Raw genomic sequence first — 17,040 nt, 5'->3', positions numbered from 1 at the left:
GGGCGTCCCAGCCGTGCCTTCTCTGCCTCTGTCCGCAGGCGTCACATCTGGTGCCAGGCGGCGAAGGGCCGGAGGAGCTGACGGTGTTCGGGTTCCTCGATGCTGGCGAGCCGTTCGGTCAGCCACCGTTGGTAGAGCAGGAGCTGCCGGTCGACTCGCGGGAGGGCACCACCGTCCGACCACTCCGCCGACTTCGCCGCCCGGCGGCCGTAGCGTGCGCAGTTCCGGACATGCCAGCGCTCGTATTCCTCGGGCGTCATCGCTCACCCCTCCGGCGTCAGCCGGACCGGTGTGGGTCGGCATGCGGCCAGGTTGATCGGCGTCTCTTCGCCGGCGGCGCGGTGGGCCGGGAGGTTCTGGGCCGAGGTGGCGATCAGGTCGGTGGGCGTGCAGTCGAGGATGTCGCACAGGGTGGCCAGCACCGGCAGGGACAGCCGTTCCGGAGTGCCGGAGACCAGACGGTGGGCCTGGGAAGGAGGACAGTGTGATGCCGCGTTCGGTCAGGTGCGGCATCAGCTCGGCGACGATGAACATGCCGCGGGCGGCCATCAGCTCGCGCAGGCGCCACCGGTAGCTGACCTGACGTGGCATCAGGAGGTCCTCCCCGGCCGCAGAGCGGCCTCGATGGCGGCGTCCAGGACGCGACGCAGGAGTGGGGGCGGAAGGCGGAGCAGACGCAGGTGTAGAGCGCGGTGGTGGAGGCGTGGTCATGGCCGTCCTGCTGCTGGACGAACAGCGGGTCGTGACCGTCCTCGATCAGGTGGGTGATGTAGGACCTGCGCAGCGAGTGGAACTCCAGCGCGAGGGCAAGGCCGATGGCGTCCCGGTAGGCGGCGAAGCGGGAGTCCAGCCGCTGGAGCCCGACCCGCGGGCCTCGCTCGGACGGCCACAGGACCCGCCCGGTCGCATGCCGCATCCCAGGCCGCACCTCGCTGATCCATTCCTCGATCGTGCCGGGTGTCCAGTGCCAGACGGTCAACACACTGCGGCGCTTGGGCGGCGACCCCTTCTTGGCCTTGCCGTAGCGGACCAGCAGGGTGCCGTACTCACCGAACTCCCGGCCCTCCGAGTTGCGGCCGAAGTCAGTGAGATCCAGCATCCGGGTCTCGTTGCGGCGCAGGCCGTAGGCGTACGCGACCCTGAGCAAGGCGGCGTCCCGCAAGGCCGGCCACCAGCCCTTGCGTCCCTTGCCGCGAACGCGCAGCACCTCCTCGTCGGCGTGGGCGAAGAAGGGTGCGGATCCTCTCAAGGGACGGTCTGAGCTGGTGTCCTGTCGAAGCGAAGGTTGAACTCCTGCCGCGCTGGGGGTCGGTATAAGGTTCGGTGGGAGGTGTGGGGATGAGTTTCCGTCTGGCGGCGTACGCCGTATGCATCGAGGACGGGCGTGTGTTGCTCGCCCGTCACGTGCCCCCGGTGGGCCAGTCCAATTGGACGCTTCCGGGCGGAAGGGTGGAGCACGCGGAGGATCCGTTCGATGCTGTGATCCGGGAGTTCGCTGAGGAGACTGGCTGTGAAGCAGTGGTCGAACGTCTGCTGGGTGTGGATTCAAGGGTGATTCCCGCGGTCGAAGCCCGTACCGGCGCCGAGCACCAGAACGTCGGCATCTTCTACCGGGTTCGGATCACCGGCGGCCGGCTCCGGCCCGAGCCGAATGGCGAGACCGCTGAGTCGGTCTGGACTCCGTTCTTGGACATCGCACGCCTGCGCCGGTCATCGCTGGTCGACGTCGGCCTCGCGCTGGCGCAGAGCGCTCCGGCAACCGGCCATGTTGCTTCCGTCCCGGTCGGCGGCTTGATCCAGCACTGACCCCGGCCGATACAACCACGTACTCGTACCCGCTCAAGGCTCGGGGGCGAAGCTGTCACGCGCGGGAGTTCGAAGCCGTCGATTGCTGTGTGGTGGCACCGTCGTACTTCTACCGTGACGGGGTGAAGGTGGGGCGCCATGGTGTCTGTGCCGGAAGAACTGCGGGCGCGCGAGGCCGCAGCTCGGCAACGAGTGGAGGACCTCCAGGCCGAGGCCGCGGAGTTGGCCCTCAGGTTGGAGGAGGCGCGAGAGTATCTGTCACGGCTGGAGATCACTCGGGAGGCCGTCGCGCAGGTGTTGGCCGACCTGTCGGCCGCGGAGGCCGGACCGGACGCCCCGGCAGGGGACGCGCCGGCACCGAACGAGGGATCGATGCCTCATGGCAGCGGGGTGACAACGGTCCCGCCATGGCGGGAGGGCCTGGCAGTGGCGGTGTTGCCGGGTGTGTACCGGGGCATCGTGGAGGTCATCGCCAATGCGCCGGGGCCGGTGCAGGCCAAGCAGATTGTGCCGCGGATCGGGCTGCCGACAACGACCGGGAAGATCGAGGGCACCCGAAGCAAATTGAAGCGGCTGGTGGAGCGCAACTGGCTGGGCGAGGACGCGCCAGGACTGTTCACCTCGCCCGTCGGGACCGGGAGGGAGCCGGTCCAACTCACGGTGACCAAGGGCCTCGTCTCCGTAAATTCGGAGGCGCCAACCAAACCGAATCACCCAGAACAAGAGCCCACGATGGAACCGTACGACGCCTTACCCCAGCCTGATCCGTACTCCGCTTCCCGCAATGCCTTCGAACGCCTCACCTCGGCGCTGGTGGTTGTGTCAGTGTCTTCGGGTGCCGTTTCAAGGTGACTCCCGGAGTTGTTTTGGCGAGTTGCGCATGATCAATGTCAGCGTCTCTTGGTGTTGCATGCGCATGCGAGTGGTGGGTTCCGCCGGGGCAGCCTGCTCGGCATGGATCGAGCCCGCCTGCTCATCGAGCGCGCGCTGAAAACCCATCTTTGAACCCGCACCCGCCGATGTCGCGGAACTCGGCACGCGGATCGCCCGTCTCGAACACGGCCTCGGGGAGCAATGGAACAGTGGTTGGCGTTAAGCATTGACCGACGTCATGGACGCCGTTGACGGCGGGCGTTCCCGCCGGTTACCCGCGCTTGTCCGGCTCGGCGTCGGCGAAGGCGCGGTATCCGCCGAGCTCTCGGGCTGGGCGAGGACGTCGCCGCGGTGTACGACTCGGACCGGCCCCGGGGCCATCATCGGATGCTGATCCGCCGGCGTAGCGAGGTCGTGTCGGACATTCAGCAAGACGCTGTCTTCATCACTGCGAAGTCCTCCGGGCGCAAGGTCTTTGGCCTCGCCACCGCAGACATCCGTCTCGCTTGACCTCTTGCGCGTCAGTCCGGCAGTCAGTGCAGCTCGTGCGCCAGGGTTTTGGCGACGGCACGGATGCGGCGGTGCAGCGGCGACTGCTCGCGCGGGAGGACCAGGTGGATCGTCAGGCTGGGCGCGCCTCGCAGCGGTCGCCAGGTGAGACCGGCCGGTTGCGCCGTGACCGCGGCTTCTCCGGCCGGGGCGAGGGTGACCCCGTCGCGCAGGTCGCGCTGAGACATGTCGAAAGAGACTGCGGGCGTCTGGAATCGCGGGTGTGGTCGGGTGTCTCGGAACAGCGCGGACAGCTGATCGTGGATCACGGGGTTGGCCGCACGGTCCGGGAGTCGCAGCGGATACGCGGCCGCGTCGGCGATCTCGATCTCCGGGTGGTCGGCCAGCGAATGGTGCTGCGCCAGCTGGACCCCGATGCGCGCACGTCGCAGCAGGAACCGGCGCACGCCACGGCCCGGCTGTTCACCGCGGGTGATCCCGGCATCGATGCGGCCGTCGGCGACCGCGGGGGAGATCTCCGGTGTCGCCATCGGGACCGCGCCGACCTCGATCCCGCTGTTGCCGCGAATCAGCCTGCCCCCAGGGCCGGTGCCGTCTCGGCCCCGGTGCTGAGGCTGTATCCGATGCGCAGCGTGCCCAGTTCACCGGCCGCCGCGCTCCGGGCGGTGTCCCATGCCCGGTCCAGCGCCGCCAGCGCGGGCGGCGCGGACTCCGCCAAAGCCGCACCGGCCGTGGTCAATACGACGCTACGCGTGTTGCGGACCAGCAGGGCCGTACCGAGTTCCGTCTCCAATCGGCGTATCCGGGCGCTGAGTGCGGGCTGTGCGATACCGATCCGTGCGGCCGCGCGGGTGAAGTTCAACTCCTGCGCCAGCACCAGGAAGTACCGCAGGCTCACCGTATCCGGCGCCACGTGCCCTCCCTGCCGATTGATAACGATCCGTTCTGAGCCTATCCCGTACCGGTCTTTCCCTCGACCGCAGATCAAGCCCTAGCCTGCGCATATGGCGATTCAAGTGACCGCGGTGCCCGTCGCCGGGGTCGATCGATCTGAGTGTCAATTCGAAGTCGGACGTGTCCGGCCGAACACAGGAGGTTTCCATGGCCAAGGGCTACCGGGTCAGTGTCTACCCCGCCATTTCCGACCCTGAGAGACTGTCTGCCTACGACAAGCTGGCCGGTCCGGCGGTCCAGGCTGGGGGCGGGCGCACCTTGTCCCGGATCCCGTCCCGTGGCGGTCGAGTCGTTGCCCACGAGGCCGGACTCACGCAACGCGTCGTTCTGATCGAGTTCGACAGCTTCGAACAGGCCGTCGCGGCATACGAGAGCGAGGCATACCAGAAGGCGCTGGTGGCTCTCCCCGACGGCGTCGAGCGCGACTTCCGCATCATCGACGGCATCGACTGACCGGCGGTCCCAGCCATCGCTGAGCATCCGTAAGCCGACCGCCTAGCCACACCACAGGCACCACCCTCACCCGAAAGCTCGGGCAGGGTGTCACACACTGCACACTGTCGTGCAGACCCACCCGGGCCTGCCCGACAGGCCGTCTCCGGAGAGATCCCGCACAACTTGTCAGCCCATAGCGACGAGGCTGAGTTCGGCTCGCTGTCGGGAGGGTCTCCCGCGTGGCGGCCGGTCAGCTGGCTTCGGCGCGCTCGGCCACCGCCTTCGTGTGGGCGAGCCAAAACAACAACTCAGCTCCGCGCCGGTCGATTTCCACGTGTTGGGTCAGGGACGAGACGCCGTGCACCGTTTCCGGTGTTGGTTTTCCCGTCCCCGCCCGCCGAACCGGACGTGCCCGTTGGCCGAGCATCCGGCTCTCCACGTGATCTGTTGGATCAGACGAGGTAGTCGCTGACCTGGCCGACGAAAGCCACGTCGTCGTGATTCGTCCGGCGGAAGCGTGCTCCGTCGGGGTTGACCTCGTCGATGTTGCCAGGCGTGCTGATGATCACAGCGGCGGAGCTGGAGCCACTGCGCGCATTCCTCGCCGCCCGGCTGCGGGAGGCGGTCACCGAGCAGCCGCCGGGCAGTACCACCCGGCGGCTGCTGAACCGGCTGGCTTCCTAACGCTGTTGCCAAGCTGCCGGAGCGCGGCTCATGTGCCAGGTGAGTACGAGGTCATGCGCTCACCTGGTGTCCTCGGCTCCTGCCATGTCGTACTCATCGATGTCGAGCTCGGCTCCGGTGGCGCTGAGGAAGTCCAGAACCTTGCGGTCCAGGTGCCAACCGAAAAGGGCGGGGGCATCCACTGCGCCTGGCTGGGCTTGGTCGGTGTCGTTGAAGTAGCGCACAATTTGAAGCACTCCTCCGCCGCCGGTGCGCGCCAGTTGCCTGGTGAGGTCGCGGATGCGGTCCGTGTGGGGCTGGAGCCTGTCGAGAACGCGGGTGATCTGCTCGTCGACGCGCAGACCCGGCTCCCGGCAGACAACCATCCACGAGTGGTCGACCGGAACCACCGTCGGCTCGGTGAATCGGCTGCCGCGAACAGTCACTTCGTCAGGTGTCATGCCCAGTTGGAAGGACATGTCGTCTGCCGACGTGTGTTGGCTGAACAGCGCGAAGTAGGCGTACTGGCGAAGGGGCATCCCGTAGAGGATAGCCGCGCGGGGAAAATGGGCCGACCATGATTATTCGAGCCCAACAGTCAGGCAGCCTCGGTGACCGGAGGCGTGACCTCGTAGCACCGTCGGTCACGGATCAGGGCCCAGATGACGTTGACGCGTCGGCGGGCGAGAGCAAGCACGGCCTGGACATGCTTCTTGCCTTCGGCGCGTTTGCGGTCGTAGAACTTCAGTCGCGTGGTGCGGGGGCGACGCCGGCGAAGGCCGCGAGGGCGTCCGGGTGGCAACGTGCCTCCAGCGAGACCGGCACACCTCGGAGCAGTACCGCTGCGGACGCCCGTGCCGCTCGTCGCCGGCAATGTCTTGCCCCACCCCGGCCCGTCGCAGGTCCGCCACCCGCCCGCCATTGCCAACCCCCTTTCCGGTCGCCGGGCCGCGGTTCAGCGGTGCGCGCCGCCCGGGAAAAGAGGGAGGTTTCCGGTCAGCGCACGCCGCACATCTTCGCGGCGGCCGACCGGGGCGCTGCGGTGCTCACTCCGGTGCTCCGTAGCGGGGCTGGCCCAGGCAGGCCGGGCACAGGGGCACCCGTCCCAGCACGCGCACCGGCTCGGTGTCCGAGTGCACGGACGCCATGGCAGACCTGCTGTTTAGTTCCTGCGCCGTGCGGGCCTGGACCCGGACGACGTCGACCTGAGCGAAGTTGACACAAAACCTTGGCTTTACCTCCCCTTGCCATCGCCTTGACCGTCGATTGCCGGTAGCGTCCCGTTCCGGTCGGCGCTGCCGATCGTCATCTGTTCGCCGGTTCCCGTGAGCCGTTGAATGTCACCGGAGGATGCATGCCCCGCCGTATCACCGTCGCAATAGCCTCGTGCACGCTGAGTCTCGGGGCCCTTGCCTCGGGTGCAGGCGTCGCCTTCGCGGCTCCGTCGGCCTCCGCCGTCGACGCACCGTCACTCCGGCCGGCGATCGACGCGCGCGCCGCGTCCGTGGACCGGTGCAGCTACCAGGTGGTCCGTTCCGACGACTCCCGCTACGCCTACTCCGTACGAGGTGCCATCGGCGGCAGCACCCGCGAGCTGCCGGTCCAGAAGGAGGACTTCGTGAGGTTCTCCAGCGGCTGGCACAAGGTCGTCCAGGTCGAAGCGTGTTCGGGCGGGCAGGGCCCGGCTGCCGACACGCTCAGCGTCATCGGCAAACTGGAGAACCCGGAACACTACGAGCCGTCCGTGCCACGGACGATCCACAGCGACGCCGTCAAGCCCGCGCCCTCCTCGGTGATCCCGAAGGCGCCGGCGCTGGCGTCCGTCACCCGGCTCGACGCGGCTACCGTCCGCGTCGCCTGGCAACCCGCGCAGGGCAACCCGGACCAGGTTCTCCTGATGGAACGCAAGCCGTTCTACAGCAGCGAGATCGGCCTGTGGCACCCCTACACGTTCCAGCGGAACGCCCCGGCCGGCGCCACCTCGATGGACCGCAAACTGGAGCGCGACCCCGGCATTCCCCCGGCGAACCGGTCGCACGCCTACTGGATGCGCGTGATCAAGGGCGGCTTCGTCAGCGACCTCCGAGCCGAGAAGCCGACCACTGTGGAGCCGTAGCCGCCGACCGACGCGGGCCACGCCTCCGCGAGGAGGACGAGAGGCCGCCGCTCACCTTCCGAGGGGCGGCGGCCCCGTTCGTTCCCATGGCCCGTCACCGGGCGCAGGAGATCGCCGCGCTCGGGATGGGCGCCCTGGATGTGTCGGGGACGCCGCCGCGGCGCCTGGCGGAGCTGTCGCGGTACGGGGGTGGCAAGGCGTCGCTGCCGCGCCGGCACCCCGACGCGCGGCGGCTGGCGACGCCGCGGCGCGGGTCGGCGGCGTTGGCGCGGGCCCAGGCGGCGGTCGTGCGTCCGGCGGCCCGGGCCTGACGGGTGGCCAGCGCCTGGTCCGGTCCCGGGCCGGGGTCTTCGGGAGTGTCCGGGGGTCTCGCTGAGCGTCGCGCAGGGTGGTGCCCTGGTCTGCTGCTTTATCGCCCTAGCGGGTGATGCGGGGGGTCGCCTGACTCAGGTGGGCGTGACGGGTCGGGGGGTGTGCAAGTCCGATTACCTCTGGCCATCTCCGGTCGTATCGGTGCTGAGTTGCCTGAGGGGGTGCCAGGTTGTAGATGATTACGTTCTGTGTCGACCGCGAGGGCCCTTCTGGGGTGGGGGTGTCCGTGGGGGTGGAAGCGGCTCACGAGCGGGAGCGACGCAATCCGTCGTGATCCGATGGAAGTGCCGGCCGACGCTGATGCACGGGACTCCGGGAGGCACGCTCCGGCTGGCCTTGGTACCGGTACGAACGTCTGCTTGCCCACAACCGGTCGAAGGCCGGCCGGGTGCGTTGCACCCTTCGAGTTTCCCCTCATTCCCGTTGCTCTCAGCGGTGAACCGGCGTGAAGGGCGGCAGCTACAGGGCAAAGACCGCGGGGCCAGCCGCGCTGTACTGGCGGGTACAGCGGACGAGTTGCTGGCCTTCTTCGACGTCCCCGCCGAGCACTGGACCCACCTGCGCGTCACGAACCCGATCGAGTCGACCTTCGTCACCGTGCGACTGCGGACCAAGGTCACCAAGGTCACCAAGGGTGCCGGATCCCGCGCGGCCGTCCTGGCCATGGTCTTCAAGCTGATGGGATCCGCCCAGGCTCGGCGGCGGGCAGTGAACGCGCCCCACCTCGTCGCCCTCGGCAGAGCCAAATCCCGCTTCGAACGCTGCCGTCGGCGTCTGCTCCGCAGGCACGGGGCATTACCAGGCGTCAGTCGAAATGCCGTGGGGAATCGTTAGCTATGCATTCGTGCTTCCGATTCGCCGATGACCGCTAGCGTTCGCCGGTACCGAGCATCCCCGCGTACAGGAGGATCTGGACGGCAAGCCCGATGATGGCCAGCGCCTCGATCACGGACAGCCCGATCAGCAGTGCCCCACCGTCTCCGTACACCCAGTACGTGACAAGTGCAGCCAGCGGAACTGCGCAGAACGCCCCCTGGTCGACCGCGCACTGGATGAGTTTGCGCGAGCGGCGCCGCGCATCGCTGCGGTGAGAGGTCTCCCATCTGAAAACGATCTCGGCGGCGTCGGGGCTTCCGGTCGCCGCCGCGAGACGCGGCCCCAGCTCGTTTCGCACATAGGCGCCGATCGCTGAGATCTTCTCGTCGTTGATGAGGTAGGTCCATCCCAGGGCCACGCAGACTGGCGGTAACGCGAGCAGCATCTGCGGCTGCTTGGCCTGCGAGACGGAGGCGATGACGGCGGCGACGGCGGCAGCCAGTGTCACGTACAGCAGATTATCGCGGAAGCCGATACGGGCCTTCTGCTCGTCCTTGATTGCCTGATACTCCGTTAGTAACAGCTGCCCGACCGTGATCTCCGACTCTCTCCCGTTCCCCTGTGCCCGCTGCTCCGACGACATGGTTTTCCCCCGCCTTCCGCCCGCACCTTGCTCTGTCTTGAGCATCCCAGAGCGGAGGGCGGAAGGAAGCGGTCAGCGTCTTTACGCACGGCGTGAGCTCGAAGGCGCGGCCCAGGGCCGGACTCAGTGCTGTCACGGACACTGCCGATTCTTGTCGACCGATGCGTTCGGATTCGGGTAAGTCGCCGAACTCAGCCGCCGATGACCCCGAACATCCCGCTCCACAACGCTCCTTCGGGCGGGCACACTTAACGCACCACCGCAATTCGCTCAGGTGAGGATGGTCCCGTGGCAGAGCCGAATTCACATCCCACCATCGTGATCCTCACTGCCCTCTCCCTGGAGTACGAAGCCGTACGCGACCACCTCACCGGCATCGAAAGGCTCGTACACCCCACCACAGGCACTCGGGCCGAACGGGGCGTGCTCCCTGGCACTCCGTGGCACATCGCCCTCGTGTGGATCGACTCCGGCACGCTGAACGCCGCCATCCTCACCGGACTCCTCAACGCCTGGCTGAAACCCCAGGCTCTCTTCTTTGTCGGCGTCGCGGGGGGCCTCAAGGACGACATCGACATCGGCGACGTCGTCATCGCCACCAAAATCTATGCCTACGACGGCGGCAAGCACTCCGAAGACGGCTTCCTCACCCGTCCCGAGGCTTGGCACGCCCCGCAACGCCTGAAGAGCGCAGCCTTCACAGCCCTGCGCGGACGGACAGACGTGCACTTCGAGCCCGTAGCCGTCGCCAACATCGTCCTCGTCGATCCCGCCTCCGCCACCGCCGCCCTCATCAAACGGCACTACGAAGACGCCGCCGCCGTCGAAATGGAAGGCTCCGGCGTCGCCCATGCCGCCCACCTCACTGGCGACCTTGAAGCCCTCGTCATCCGCGGTATCAGCGACAAGGCCGACCCCGGCAAAGCCGAAGCCGACGAGGGCGGCTCGCAGCCCCGTGCCGCCGCGAACGCCGCTATGGCTGCGATCGCTATCATCCGCGAACTCGACCCCCGCCCGGTGAACGCGCGGCACAGCGGCGGCGACCACATCAACATCGGCCATGGCGCCACTTTTCACGAGGCGGTGATCGGCAAAGAGGTCGATGGCCAGGGCCGGCAAAGCGGCCAGTCTGGGCGGGCTGCGATCTACTCGGTGCCCTCGCCCGAGCCTCGGGACATTCCTCGGCCGGAGATCGCACGGGAGTTGGTCGCCAGCCTCACCTCCGAAGAGACCGGCGTCGTCGCGATGACCACGGCGCTGGCGGGCGCCGGTGGATTCGGCAAGACCACGATGGCGCGCATGCTCGTCCATGACCGTCAGGTCCGGGATCTGTTTCCCGACGGAATACTGTGGATCCAGCTGAACGAGGGCCTCAAAGACGCCGCGCTCGCGGAGACCATCGACAACGTGTGTGCGGTCGTGTCCGGTAGCAAACCGCCGTATACCGATCCGCTCGCGGCAGGAGCCGAGCTGGGAGCGCTTCTCGGCGACCGGCGATTTCTCCTGGTCATCGACGACGCCTGGCATCAGGATCAGCTGAATCCGCTGCTGATCGGGGGACCTCACTGTGTGCGGCTGGTGACCACGCGCCGTCATAGTGTCGTCCCCTACGGCGCGGCGGCGGTCGACGTCGACGCGATGACCGCGATGGAGGCGCGGGCCCTGCTGACGAGTGGTCTCGGCCAGGTACCTGAAGCGGCTCAGGCGGATCTGCTGGGGATCACGGGACGCTGGCCGGTCCTTCTCCGCCTGGTCAACGGTGCGGCCCGTGACGACATCAAGCGGGGCGCCGACGCGGCGGTAGCCCTCGTCGAGCTCCGCGACCAGTTGCGTGAGAGCGGCCTCACCGCGCTGGACGCCGCTGACCGGCGTGACCGTACCAAGGCGGTCTCGATGACCGTGAAGATCAGCATGAAGCGGCTGACTCCAGCTCAGAAGCGGCGATTCCACGAGCTCGCGATCTTTCCGGAGGACGTGAAGGTCCCAGTCGAGGTGGTACGCCGGTATTGGGCGCATACGGGCGGCTTGAACACCACTCAGGTCGTCAGGCTGTTGCACAGGTTCGCCGATCTGTCCCTGCTGGCCGACTACCGTCGCGGTGCGACACCCTTTCTCCGGTTGCACGACGTCATCCGCGCCTACCTTCGTGGTCGTCTGCGTGGTGAGCTTGGGCGGATGCACACACGTTTCCTCAACGCGCATCGTGATCTACTGCCCGACGGCGCCTGGTGGCAGCTCCCACCTGATCAGGTGTATCTGTGGTCGTGGGTGGCGACCCACCTGCGGGACGCGGGACTGGCGAAGGAACTGCGTACCAGCGTCCTGAACCCGCGTTGGGTGACCGAGAAGCTCGAGATCCATGGCGCGGCTGCGATCGCGACGGACTTGGCGCTGCCGGCCGACCCGGTCGCGGCAGACCTGGCATCGGTGATCCAGCAGAATGCCCACCTGCTGGCAGAGCTTGAGCCCAGGGGATCGGTCGCCGCCACGCTGGCGTCCAGAATCCTGGCGGCCGCTCCTGCCGCACCGATCTCGACGGCATTGCTGCAGGCTCAAGCCGGCCCGTACCTGGCCATGACGAGCCCACCGCCCGACCTGCCGCACGCGGCTCTGATGCGCGTGCTGACCCGAGACGTCCAACTCGCGAGATCGCTGGCAACGACCCCGGACGGGAAGGTGCTGGCGGTGGGGACGACGGACGGAACACTGATCCTTTGGGACGGCGGAACAGGAGCCCAGGCCGGCTCCTTCCGCCACGGTGAACCAATCAACGCGCTGGAGATGTCCGCGGACGGGGCCTGGCTGGCCTCTGCCGCGGACGGCGTCCGGCTCTGGGACATGGCGATGACGGTCGAGCGGCCTGCTCTGGCCGGACCGCGCGGTCCCGTCCTGTGCCTGGCCTCAACCGGTGACGGCAGAACGCTGGCCGCCGGCGGGGAGGATCAGACCGTCTGGGTCTGGGACACCGAGACCGGTGCGCTGCGGTACCGGCTGGAGGACCACCAGTCGCCGGTCTCCGTGATCGCGATCTCCATCGACGGGCGGTTCCTGGCATCGGCCGGAGGCGATCTGAACAGGGACACCCACATCAGGCTCTGGGACCTGGAGACGGGCGACCTGCGGTGCGAGCTCCCGGGGCATGAGTTCGCCACCCGAGTGATGGCCTTCGCTGCCTGCTCCTCCTCGCTGATCTCAGCCGGGGACGGTGTCGTGCGCGCGTGGGACCTGACGACCGGAACGGCACTCTGGGAGATCGACAGCGGACGTAAGTTCGTTCGGGCGATGATCGTCGGATCCGACGGTGAATGGATCGCCGGAGCGGGTGGAAACCTGATGGAGGACGACGGCGGCTTCGTTGGGGTATGGGATCTCGACGGTCGCGAACCGCGCGCGAGATGGCGCGTCGACGGACTCCCCATGCAGGATGCTCTGGCTCTCTCGGCTGACGGGGACCTGCTGATCTCAGGTGGAGGAGGAGTCGCGGGCAGAAACGACGCCTACCTGAGAGTCTGGGACGTGACATCGGGCCTCCGGCGGTCCACGCTGGTCGGCCACGCGCTGTCGGTCCAGAAGATCGTCGCACCGCCGCACGGGCAATGGATCGCCTCGCTCGCGGATGACGCCACCGTCCGCGTCTGGCATCACGGGACCGGCGTCGCACCGCCCGCCGAGGAAGGTGTCGCCTCGCTCGCCATAGATCGGTCCGGACGAAGACTCGTTTCGGCCAACTACACGTCGCTGCGCGTCTGGAACGCCGAGGACGGCACCGTCGAGCGCACCTTGGAAGCGGGCGACAGCGAGATCGAGGCCGTGGCCTTCGGGCCGGACGGCTCCTGGCTCGCGAGCGCCGGCCGAGACCGCCTGGTCAGGGTCTGGCAGACCGATGGCTGGGCCGGCCCGAGGGAACTCGGGCCGCACAGCTTCTGGGTGACGGATCTGGTGCCGGCGATGCCCTTCCATGTGGCCGCGTGCGACGGCTCGCTCCGGATCTGGGATGTGCGATCCGGTATCGAGGCGGCCACCGAGTTCGCCGGCCTAGCGGATCCTCTCCTCGTCATCGCCGTCGCCCCGGACTTCGAGTGGATCGCCGGTGGTGGCGGTGAAAGGACTTCGCTAACCGAAAACCCTGTCCATGTCCGCGTGCTCACGACCGGCCGCCTACATACACTGCCCGGGCACCGGCGGGACATCTCGGCGCTGGCTCCTGCTCCCGACGGTTCCTGGCTGGCTTCGACAGGTGACCACCGCGTGCTGATCTGGGACCCACGAGAAGGCGTCCTCCGGCACGAACTCAGCGACGGAGACGGTCTCCTTCGCGTTCTCCTGGCCGACCCGACCGGTTCATGGCTGGCCGCAGCCGGCCGGGACGGCGGCATCCGCCTGTGGGACCCGAGAACAGGCGACCTGCACCATGTTCTGACCGGCCATGTCGGCCCGGTCACCGCGCTGAGCCTGATCAAGGGCTCCGGTGGGACTCTTCTAGTCTCCGTCGGACAGGACCGGAGCATCCGGGTGTGGGACCCGGAATCGGGAAAGGCTGTCTGCTCTCTTCGAGTGGACGGCCCGTTGGCCGCCCTGGCGTCGCACGGTACACGCGTGCACGCCGGAGGAGCCCGTGGTTGTTACTTCCTTCAGTTCGGCAAAGGGTGATCTCCAGGTGACGCCAGCGGAACCCTTTTGCCGTGCTTGGAAGTGGGGGCTGTCATGTCGTCCTCCGGGAGCACGGCTCAGGACAGCTGGCTATGCGCCGTGTGGCCAGTCCCCGCTGCTGTCGTGTGGTGGACTCACCTCGCCGACCACCAGGCCACCCTGCGCAAGAACGGCGATGCGGCGGGCTCGAACCTGTTCACCTCGCTCGGCGTCGTCTACCTGGGCCCACTGGACGGCCACGACACTGCGCCCATCGAAGCCGCCTTGCATCGGGCGCGGGCGCTACGGCGTCCCGTGGCGGTGCACGTCGTCACCACCACGGGCAAGGGACATCTGACCGCGGAGCATGCCGAGGCGGACTGCCTGCACGCCGTCGGCCCCACTGCCCGGCCTCCGGGGGCACACCAACCGGAAGACTCCTCGCAGACCACGACGCCGTTCTCCACACGGACACGGTGGTACTCCGCGGTGCATCTATGCGCGGCCATGGTTGGAAGCACGACCATCATCTGCTGAAAACGGCGATGGGCCGCCCGTCGGCCAGGATTGCGACAGCGCGTCGGTGCCGGACGGCAGGGAACAGGGCTGGCGTGGTTGCAGAGTATCCAGGTGCTGTCCCGCTACTACGCCTACTTCCTCGCCGAGGCTCGTGATCACGCCAACCACCTGATTGAGGAATCGATGCGCCGGCGGGACGGCAGCACGGAGGCCGCAGCTGGGGACTGAACGGGAATCTGGTGCAGATCAGACGCCCTTTTTTGGGGGCCTAGAAGAACCCCAGCTTCTTCGGTGAGTAGCTCACCAACAGGTTCTTCGTCTGTTGGTGGTGCAGAGCTCACGACGGTGCTGACCTGCTGCTTTGACGGTCGCCAACGGGCCCTCGGAGAGCGTTGGTCCGCGTATGGTCCGGATCTTGGTTTCTCAGCCACCCGGGAGCTGGGGTGGGCTGTCGGTGCGCTTCGGGGGAGGTCGAGGCGAGCCCGGTGACGTCGTGTTGATCCGGCAGTCGCCGAACAGAGGGACATAGCGAGACGCACGTCCCTCGGACCTCCTTCGAGGTGGAACTCTCCCGGAGCGGCATCACGATGACCGTCCCGCCGGACAAGACCGTCCTCCAGACGGTCGAGGAGGCCGGCGTGCGGGTCCTCTCCTCGTGCCAGGAGGGCACCTGTGGCTCTCTCGGGGCGGGCGTCCCCGAAGGGTGTGGGTTCCCCGGGGGTGGGTCAGCGGCGCCGTGCCAACCGTGTACGGAAGGTCGTGGCGACCCGCTCGCCGAGGAGGACGCCCGCCAGTCCGCACAGGCTCAGCAGGGGCGGCGCGGGTGCAGCGGCGTCCATGGCCCAGTAGACGGCGCCCATCACCGTTCCGGCGAGGAGGAAGCCCCTCGCCCGGCGCGCGAATGCTGCCGTACGGGCCGTGCGTGGGGCGGTCACAGGGCCCCAGAACGGCCTGGCTCAGCAGCATGCCGAGCAGGCTGCACAGCGCGTTGGGCGGGGGAGCGGGGGAGGGGGGGCATGCGGCTGCTGCGGCAGGACCAGTTCCTCGGTGAGGGGTCCCGTGTTGTCGAAGAACCCCATGAGCCACCGCAGAAGCCAAGAATGGTCGAGGCCGCACGGGGCCCCTTCGTCTTCACACCCGAAGGAAGGCCCCGTGCGGTTCTTCACGGGTCATGGCCGGCCGGTACCGCCCTGGTTTTCCCGGAAATCGCTAGGCCAGGAGACGGCGGACGAAGGCCAGGGAGTGGCTGAAGAGCTTCTCCACTTCGGCGTCGGGCAGGCCGTACCAGCCGTGATCGGCGCCTGGCACCGTCCACGCTTCGACCGGCGCGCCGGCCTGCTCCAGTGCTGCGGCGAGGGACCGGCTGTGCGAGCAGTCCACCAGAGTGTCCTGGTCTCCATGGACCAGGAGGAACGGTGGGGCGCCGGGCCGGACGTGGGCGAGGGGGCTGGCCGCGCGGGCGCGCTCCGGGACGGTGGCCGGGGCCGCTCCGAGCATGCGCGCCTCGGGGGTGGCGGGGTCGTCGGGAGCAAAACAGCCCCGGGCGGTGGTCAGGTCGCTCGGTGCGTACCAGACCACGGCACCGGCCGGCTGCGCGTACCCCCTGCTCACGGGATCGGCCTCGGTCAGGGTGAGGAGTGAGGCGAGGTGTCCGCCGGCGGACTCGCCCCACACCACCGTCCGCCCGGTGTCGATGCCGAGTTCCGCCGAGCGCAGGGTGAGCCAGCGCAAGGCGGAGCGCAGATCGTTCAGCGGGGCGGGGAAGGTGGCTTCGCCGCTGAGCCGGTAGTCGGCGCAGGCGACGGCGAAGCCCGCGGCCGCGATGCGCGCGAAGGGCCGGGGAGACCAGTGGCGGGTGCGCAGTCCCATGTCGTCGCGCCGTCCCCGGCGCCAGGCGCCGCCGTGCACGAACAGCACCAGCGGGACAGGGCCTGCCGCCTTGTCTGCCTCAGGCAGCCAGAGGTCGAGTTCCAGCGGGCGGCCGCCCTCGACTTCTTGGTAGGGCACTCCGCGCAGTTCCCGTACCCCGGGCGCGCTCACCGCTGCGGGCGGCAGGGCGGCGCGGTCGGGGTGGGGCGCGGCGATGAGTTCGTGCAGCGAGGGCCCGGGCGCCGTCACTGGGTACGCCACTGGTGGTCGGGCAGGAAGCGCACGTCGTACTGCTGCGGGACGGTCGCGAACTTCCCGGGTTCCGGGATGACGGGCTGGTGCGGCAGGCCGAGCTGCTCGGCGGGCACGCCGAGGTTTTCGAAGAACCGCTCGAAGGTGCCGCCGGGGCCGGCCGCGACGCCGACGACGCGGCTGTGGTGGCGCTCGATGCGGTAGGCGTGCGGACAGTTCTTGGGTACGAAGCCGAAGTCGCCGGGGGTCAGCAGCTTCTCGTACTGGTTGCCCTCAAGGTCCTCGGCGAACAGCCGCACGGCTCCGTCGGTGATGTAGAAGACCTCATAGGTGTCGGGATGGACGTGGGCCGGGATGATGTCGCCCTTGGGGCCTTCGACGGTGAAGAAGTTGAAGGTGTTCTCCGTCTGCTCACCGCCCGCGTAGATGGTGACCAGGTCGCCGAAGAGGTGGGCGCGGTCACCCATGCCCTTTTCGATGAAGTAGGGGACGCCCGGCTCGGCGGGGATGTGGGAGCGGGTGCGGTAGCGGGTCGCGTATTCGGCGGTCAAGAGTGTTTCTCCTCCTCATGAAAAGTCTGATG

General features: G+C 68.3%; 18 protein-coding genes and 4 pseudogenes. 11 read left to right on the top strand and 11 right to left on the bottom strand.

Features of this window, described 5'->3' with window-relative positions; genetic code table 11:
• Positions 1-41 precede the first annotated feature (41 nt).
• Genes ACH4K4_RS33925 through ACH4K4_RS33915 form a run of 3 tightly spaced genes read right to left on the bottom strand, consistent with a single transcriptional unit; the run spans position 42 to position 1,249 of the window.
• Positions 42-260, bottom strand: coding sequence for a hypothetical protein (locus tag ACH4K4_RS33925; protein ID WP_398172839.1), 219 nt, complete (start codon positions 258-260; stop codon positions 42-44).
• A 3-nt stretch (positions 261-263) separates the two neighbouring features.
• Entirely contained in the window at positions 264-428 is a 165-nt protein-coding gene (locus ACH4K4_RS33920) for a helix-turn-helix domain-containing protein (RefSeq protein ID WP_398172903.1), read from the bottom strand.
• Complete coding sequence (locus ACH4K4_RS33915; protein ID WP_398172837.1) at positions 374-1,249, bottom strand: tyrosine-type recombinase/integrase; 876 nt, start codon at positions 1,247-1,249, stop codon at positions 374-376. The genes ACH4K4_RS33920 and ACH4K4_RS33915 overlap by 55 nt, the downstream gene beginning before the upstream one ends.
• A gap of 89 nt (positions 1,250-1,338) precedes the next feature.
• Here ACH4K4_RS33915 and ACH4K4_RS33910 point away from each other — a divergent pair, with 89 nt between their 5' ends.
• The gene (locus ACH4K4_RS33910) at positions 1,339-1,806 is read left to right on the top strand and encodes an NUDIX hydrolase (protein ID WP_398172835.1); all 468 of its coding nucleotides are present in this window, start codon (positions 1,339-1,341) and stop codon (positions 1,804-1,806) included.
• Positions 1,807-1,944: 138 nt separating this feature from the next.
• Positions 1,945-2,658 (top strand): hypothetical protein, encoded by a 714-nt coding sequence (locus ACH4K4_RS33905; RefSeq protein WP_398172915.1) that lies wholly within the window; start codon positions 1,945-1,947, stop codon positions 2,656-2,658.
• 554 nt (positions 2,659-3,212) lie between these two features.
• Here ACH4K4_RS33905 and ACH4K4_RS33900 read toward each other — a convergent pair.
• Positions 3,213-3,719, bottom strand: a complete 507-nt coding sequence (locus ACH4K4_RS33900; protein WP_398172833.1) for a LysR substrate-binding domain-containing protein — start codon at positions 3,717-3,719, stop codon at positions 3,213-3,215.
• Between the two features lie 38 nt (positions 3,720-3,757).
• Positions 3,758-4,102 carry a LysR family transcriptional regulator gene (locus ACH4K4_RS33895; RefSeq protein ID WP_398172831.1) on the bottom strand — a complete coding sequence of 115 codons (345 nt, stop codon included), beginning with the start codon at positions 4,100-4,102 and terminating at the stop codon, positions 3,758-3,760.
• Between the two features lie 188 nt (positions 4,103-4,290).
• Between ACH4K4_RS33895 and ACH4K4_RS33890 the strand changes: the two genes are divergently transcribed.
• Both ACH4K4_RS33890 and ACH4K4_RS33885 read left to right on the top strand, forming a co-directional pair.
• On the top strand, positions 4,291-4,596 hold the full coding sequence (locus tag ACH4K4_RS33890; protein ID WP_398172829.1) for a DUF1330 domain-containing protein: 306 nt from the start codon (positions 4,291-4,293) through the stop codon (positions 4,594-4,596).
• Between the two features lie 543 nt (positions 4,597-5,139).
• Complete coding sequence (locus ACH4K4_RS33885; RefSeq protein WP_398172827.1) at positions 5,140-5,262, top strand: hypothetical protein; 123 nt, start codon at positions 5,140-5,142, stop codon at positions 5,260-5,262.
• A 59-nt stretch (positions 5,263-5,321) separates the two neighbouring features.
• Here ACH4K4_RS33885 and ACH4K4_RS33880 read toward each other — a convergent pair whose 3' ends face one another.
• On the bottom strand, positions 5,322-5,780 hold the full coding sequence (locus ACH4K4_RS33880; RefSeq protein ID WP_398172825.1) for a DUF4279 domain-containing protein: 459 nt from the start codon (positions 5,778-5,780) through the stop codon (positions 5,322-5,324).
• A 59-nt stretch (positions 5,781-5,839) separates the two neighbouring features.
• A pseudogene (locus ACH4K4_RS33875) lies at positions 5,840-6,084 on the bottom strand (IS110 family transposase); the annotation flags it as partial.
• A 511-nt stretch (positions 6,085-6,595) separates the two neighbouring features.
• Between ACH4K4_RS33875 and ACH4K4_RS33870 the strand changes: the two are divergent.
• The 3 genes and pseudogenes from ACH4K4_RS33870 to ACH4K4_RS33860 all read left to right on the top strand — a co-directional run.
• Entirely contained in the window at positions 6,596-7,357 is a 762-nt protein-coding gene (locus ACH4K4_RS33870; protein ID WP_398172823.1) for a hypothetical protein, read from the top strand.
• A gap of 14 nt (positions 7,358-7,371) precedes the next feature.
• Positions 7,372-7,599, top strand: a pseudogene (locus ACH4K4_RS33865) (hypothetical protein); the annotation flags it as partial.
• 637 nt (positions 7,600-8,236) lie between these two features.
• Positions 8,237-8,563: pseudogene (locus ACH4K4_RS33860) on the top strand (hypothetical protein); the annotation flags it as partial.
• A gap of 34 nt (positions 8,564-8,597) precedes the next feature.
• On the opposite strand, the gene ACH4K4_RS33855 reads toward ACH4K4_RS33860, so the two are convergent.
• Positions 8,598-9,188, bottom strand: a complete 591-nt coding sequence (locus tag ACH4K4_RS33855; RefSeq protein WP_398172821.1) for a hypothetical protein — start codon at positions 9,186-9,188, stop codon at positions 8,598-8,600.
• 288 nt (positions 9,189-9,476) lie between these two features.
• Between ACH4K4_RS33855 and ACH4K4_RS33850 the strand changes: the two genes are divergently transcribed.
• From ACH4K4_RS33850 to ACH4K4_RS33835, 4 genes and pseudogenes are all read left to right on the top strand, one after another.
• The gene (locus tag ACH4K4_RS33850) at positions 9,477-13,838 is read left to right on the top strand and encodes an NB-ARC domain-containing protein (RefSeq protein ID WP_398172819.1); all 4,362 of its coding nucleotides are present in this window, start codon (positions 9,477-9,479) and stop codon (positions 13,836-13,838) included.
• 123 nt (positions 13,839-13,961) lie between these two features.
• On the top strand, positions 13,962-14,354 hold the full coding sequence (locus ACH4K4_RS33845; RefSeq protein ID WP_398172817.1) for a 1-deoxy-D-xylulose-5-phosphate synthase N-terminal domain-containing protein: 393 nt from the start codon (positions 13,962-13,964) through the stop codon (positions 14,352-14,354).
• Positions 14,355-14,432: 78 nt separating this feature from the next.
• On the top strand, positions 14,433-14,564 hold the full coding sequence (locus tag ACH4K4_RS33840) for an integrase (RefSeq protein WP_398172815.1): 132 nt from the start codon (positions 14,433-14,435) through the stop codon (positions 14,562-14,564).
• Between the two features lie 332 nt (positions 14,565-14,896).
• Positions 14,897-15,004: pseudogene (locus ACH4K4_RS33835) on the top strand (oxidoreductase); the annotation flags it as partial.
• 57 nt (positions 15,005-15,061) lie between these two features.
• On the opposite strand, the gene ACH4K4_RS33830 reads toward ACH4K4_RS33835, so the two are convergent.
• The 3 genes from ACH4K4_RS33830 to ACH4K4_RS33820 form a co-directional block, all read right to left on the bottom strand.
• Positions 15,062-15,271 (bottom strand): DUF1427 family protein, encoded by a 210-nt coding sequence (locus ACH4K4_RS33830; protein ID WP_398172813.1) that lies wholly within the window; start codon positions 15,269-15,271, stop codon positions 15,062-15,064.
• Between the two features lie 274 nt (positions 15,272-15,545).
• Positions 15,546-16,454: an alpha/beta hydrolase fold domain-containing protein gene (locus ACH4K4_RS33825; protein ID WP_398172811.1), complete on the bottom strand. Its 909-nt coding sequence runs from the start codon at positions 16,452-16,454 to the stop codon at positions 15,546-15,548.
• The gene (locus tag ACH4K4_RS33820; RefSeq protein ID WP_398172809.1) at positions 16,451-17,008 is read right to left on the bottom strand and encodes a quercetin 2,3-dioxygenase; all 558 of its coding nucleotides are present in this window, start codon (positions 17,006-17,008) and stop codon (positions 16,451-16,453) included. The genes ACH4K4_RS33825 and ACH4K4_RS33820 overlap by 4 nt, the downstream gene beginning before the upstream one ends.
• Positions 17,009-17,040: the final 32 nt, after the last annotated feature.

Origin of the sequence: Streptomyces sp. NPDC017529, from assembly GCF_044329785.1 — a bacterium.
Classification (GTDB): domain Bacteria; phylum Actinomycetota; class Actinomycetes; order Streptomycetales; family Streptomycetaceae; genus Streptomyces.
Note: the sequence above shows the minus strand (reverse complement) of the source record. Positions and strands in the feature narration are given on the sequence as shown.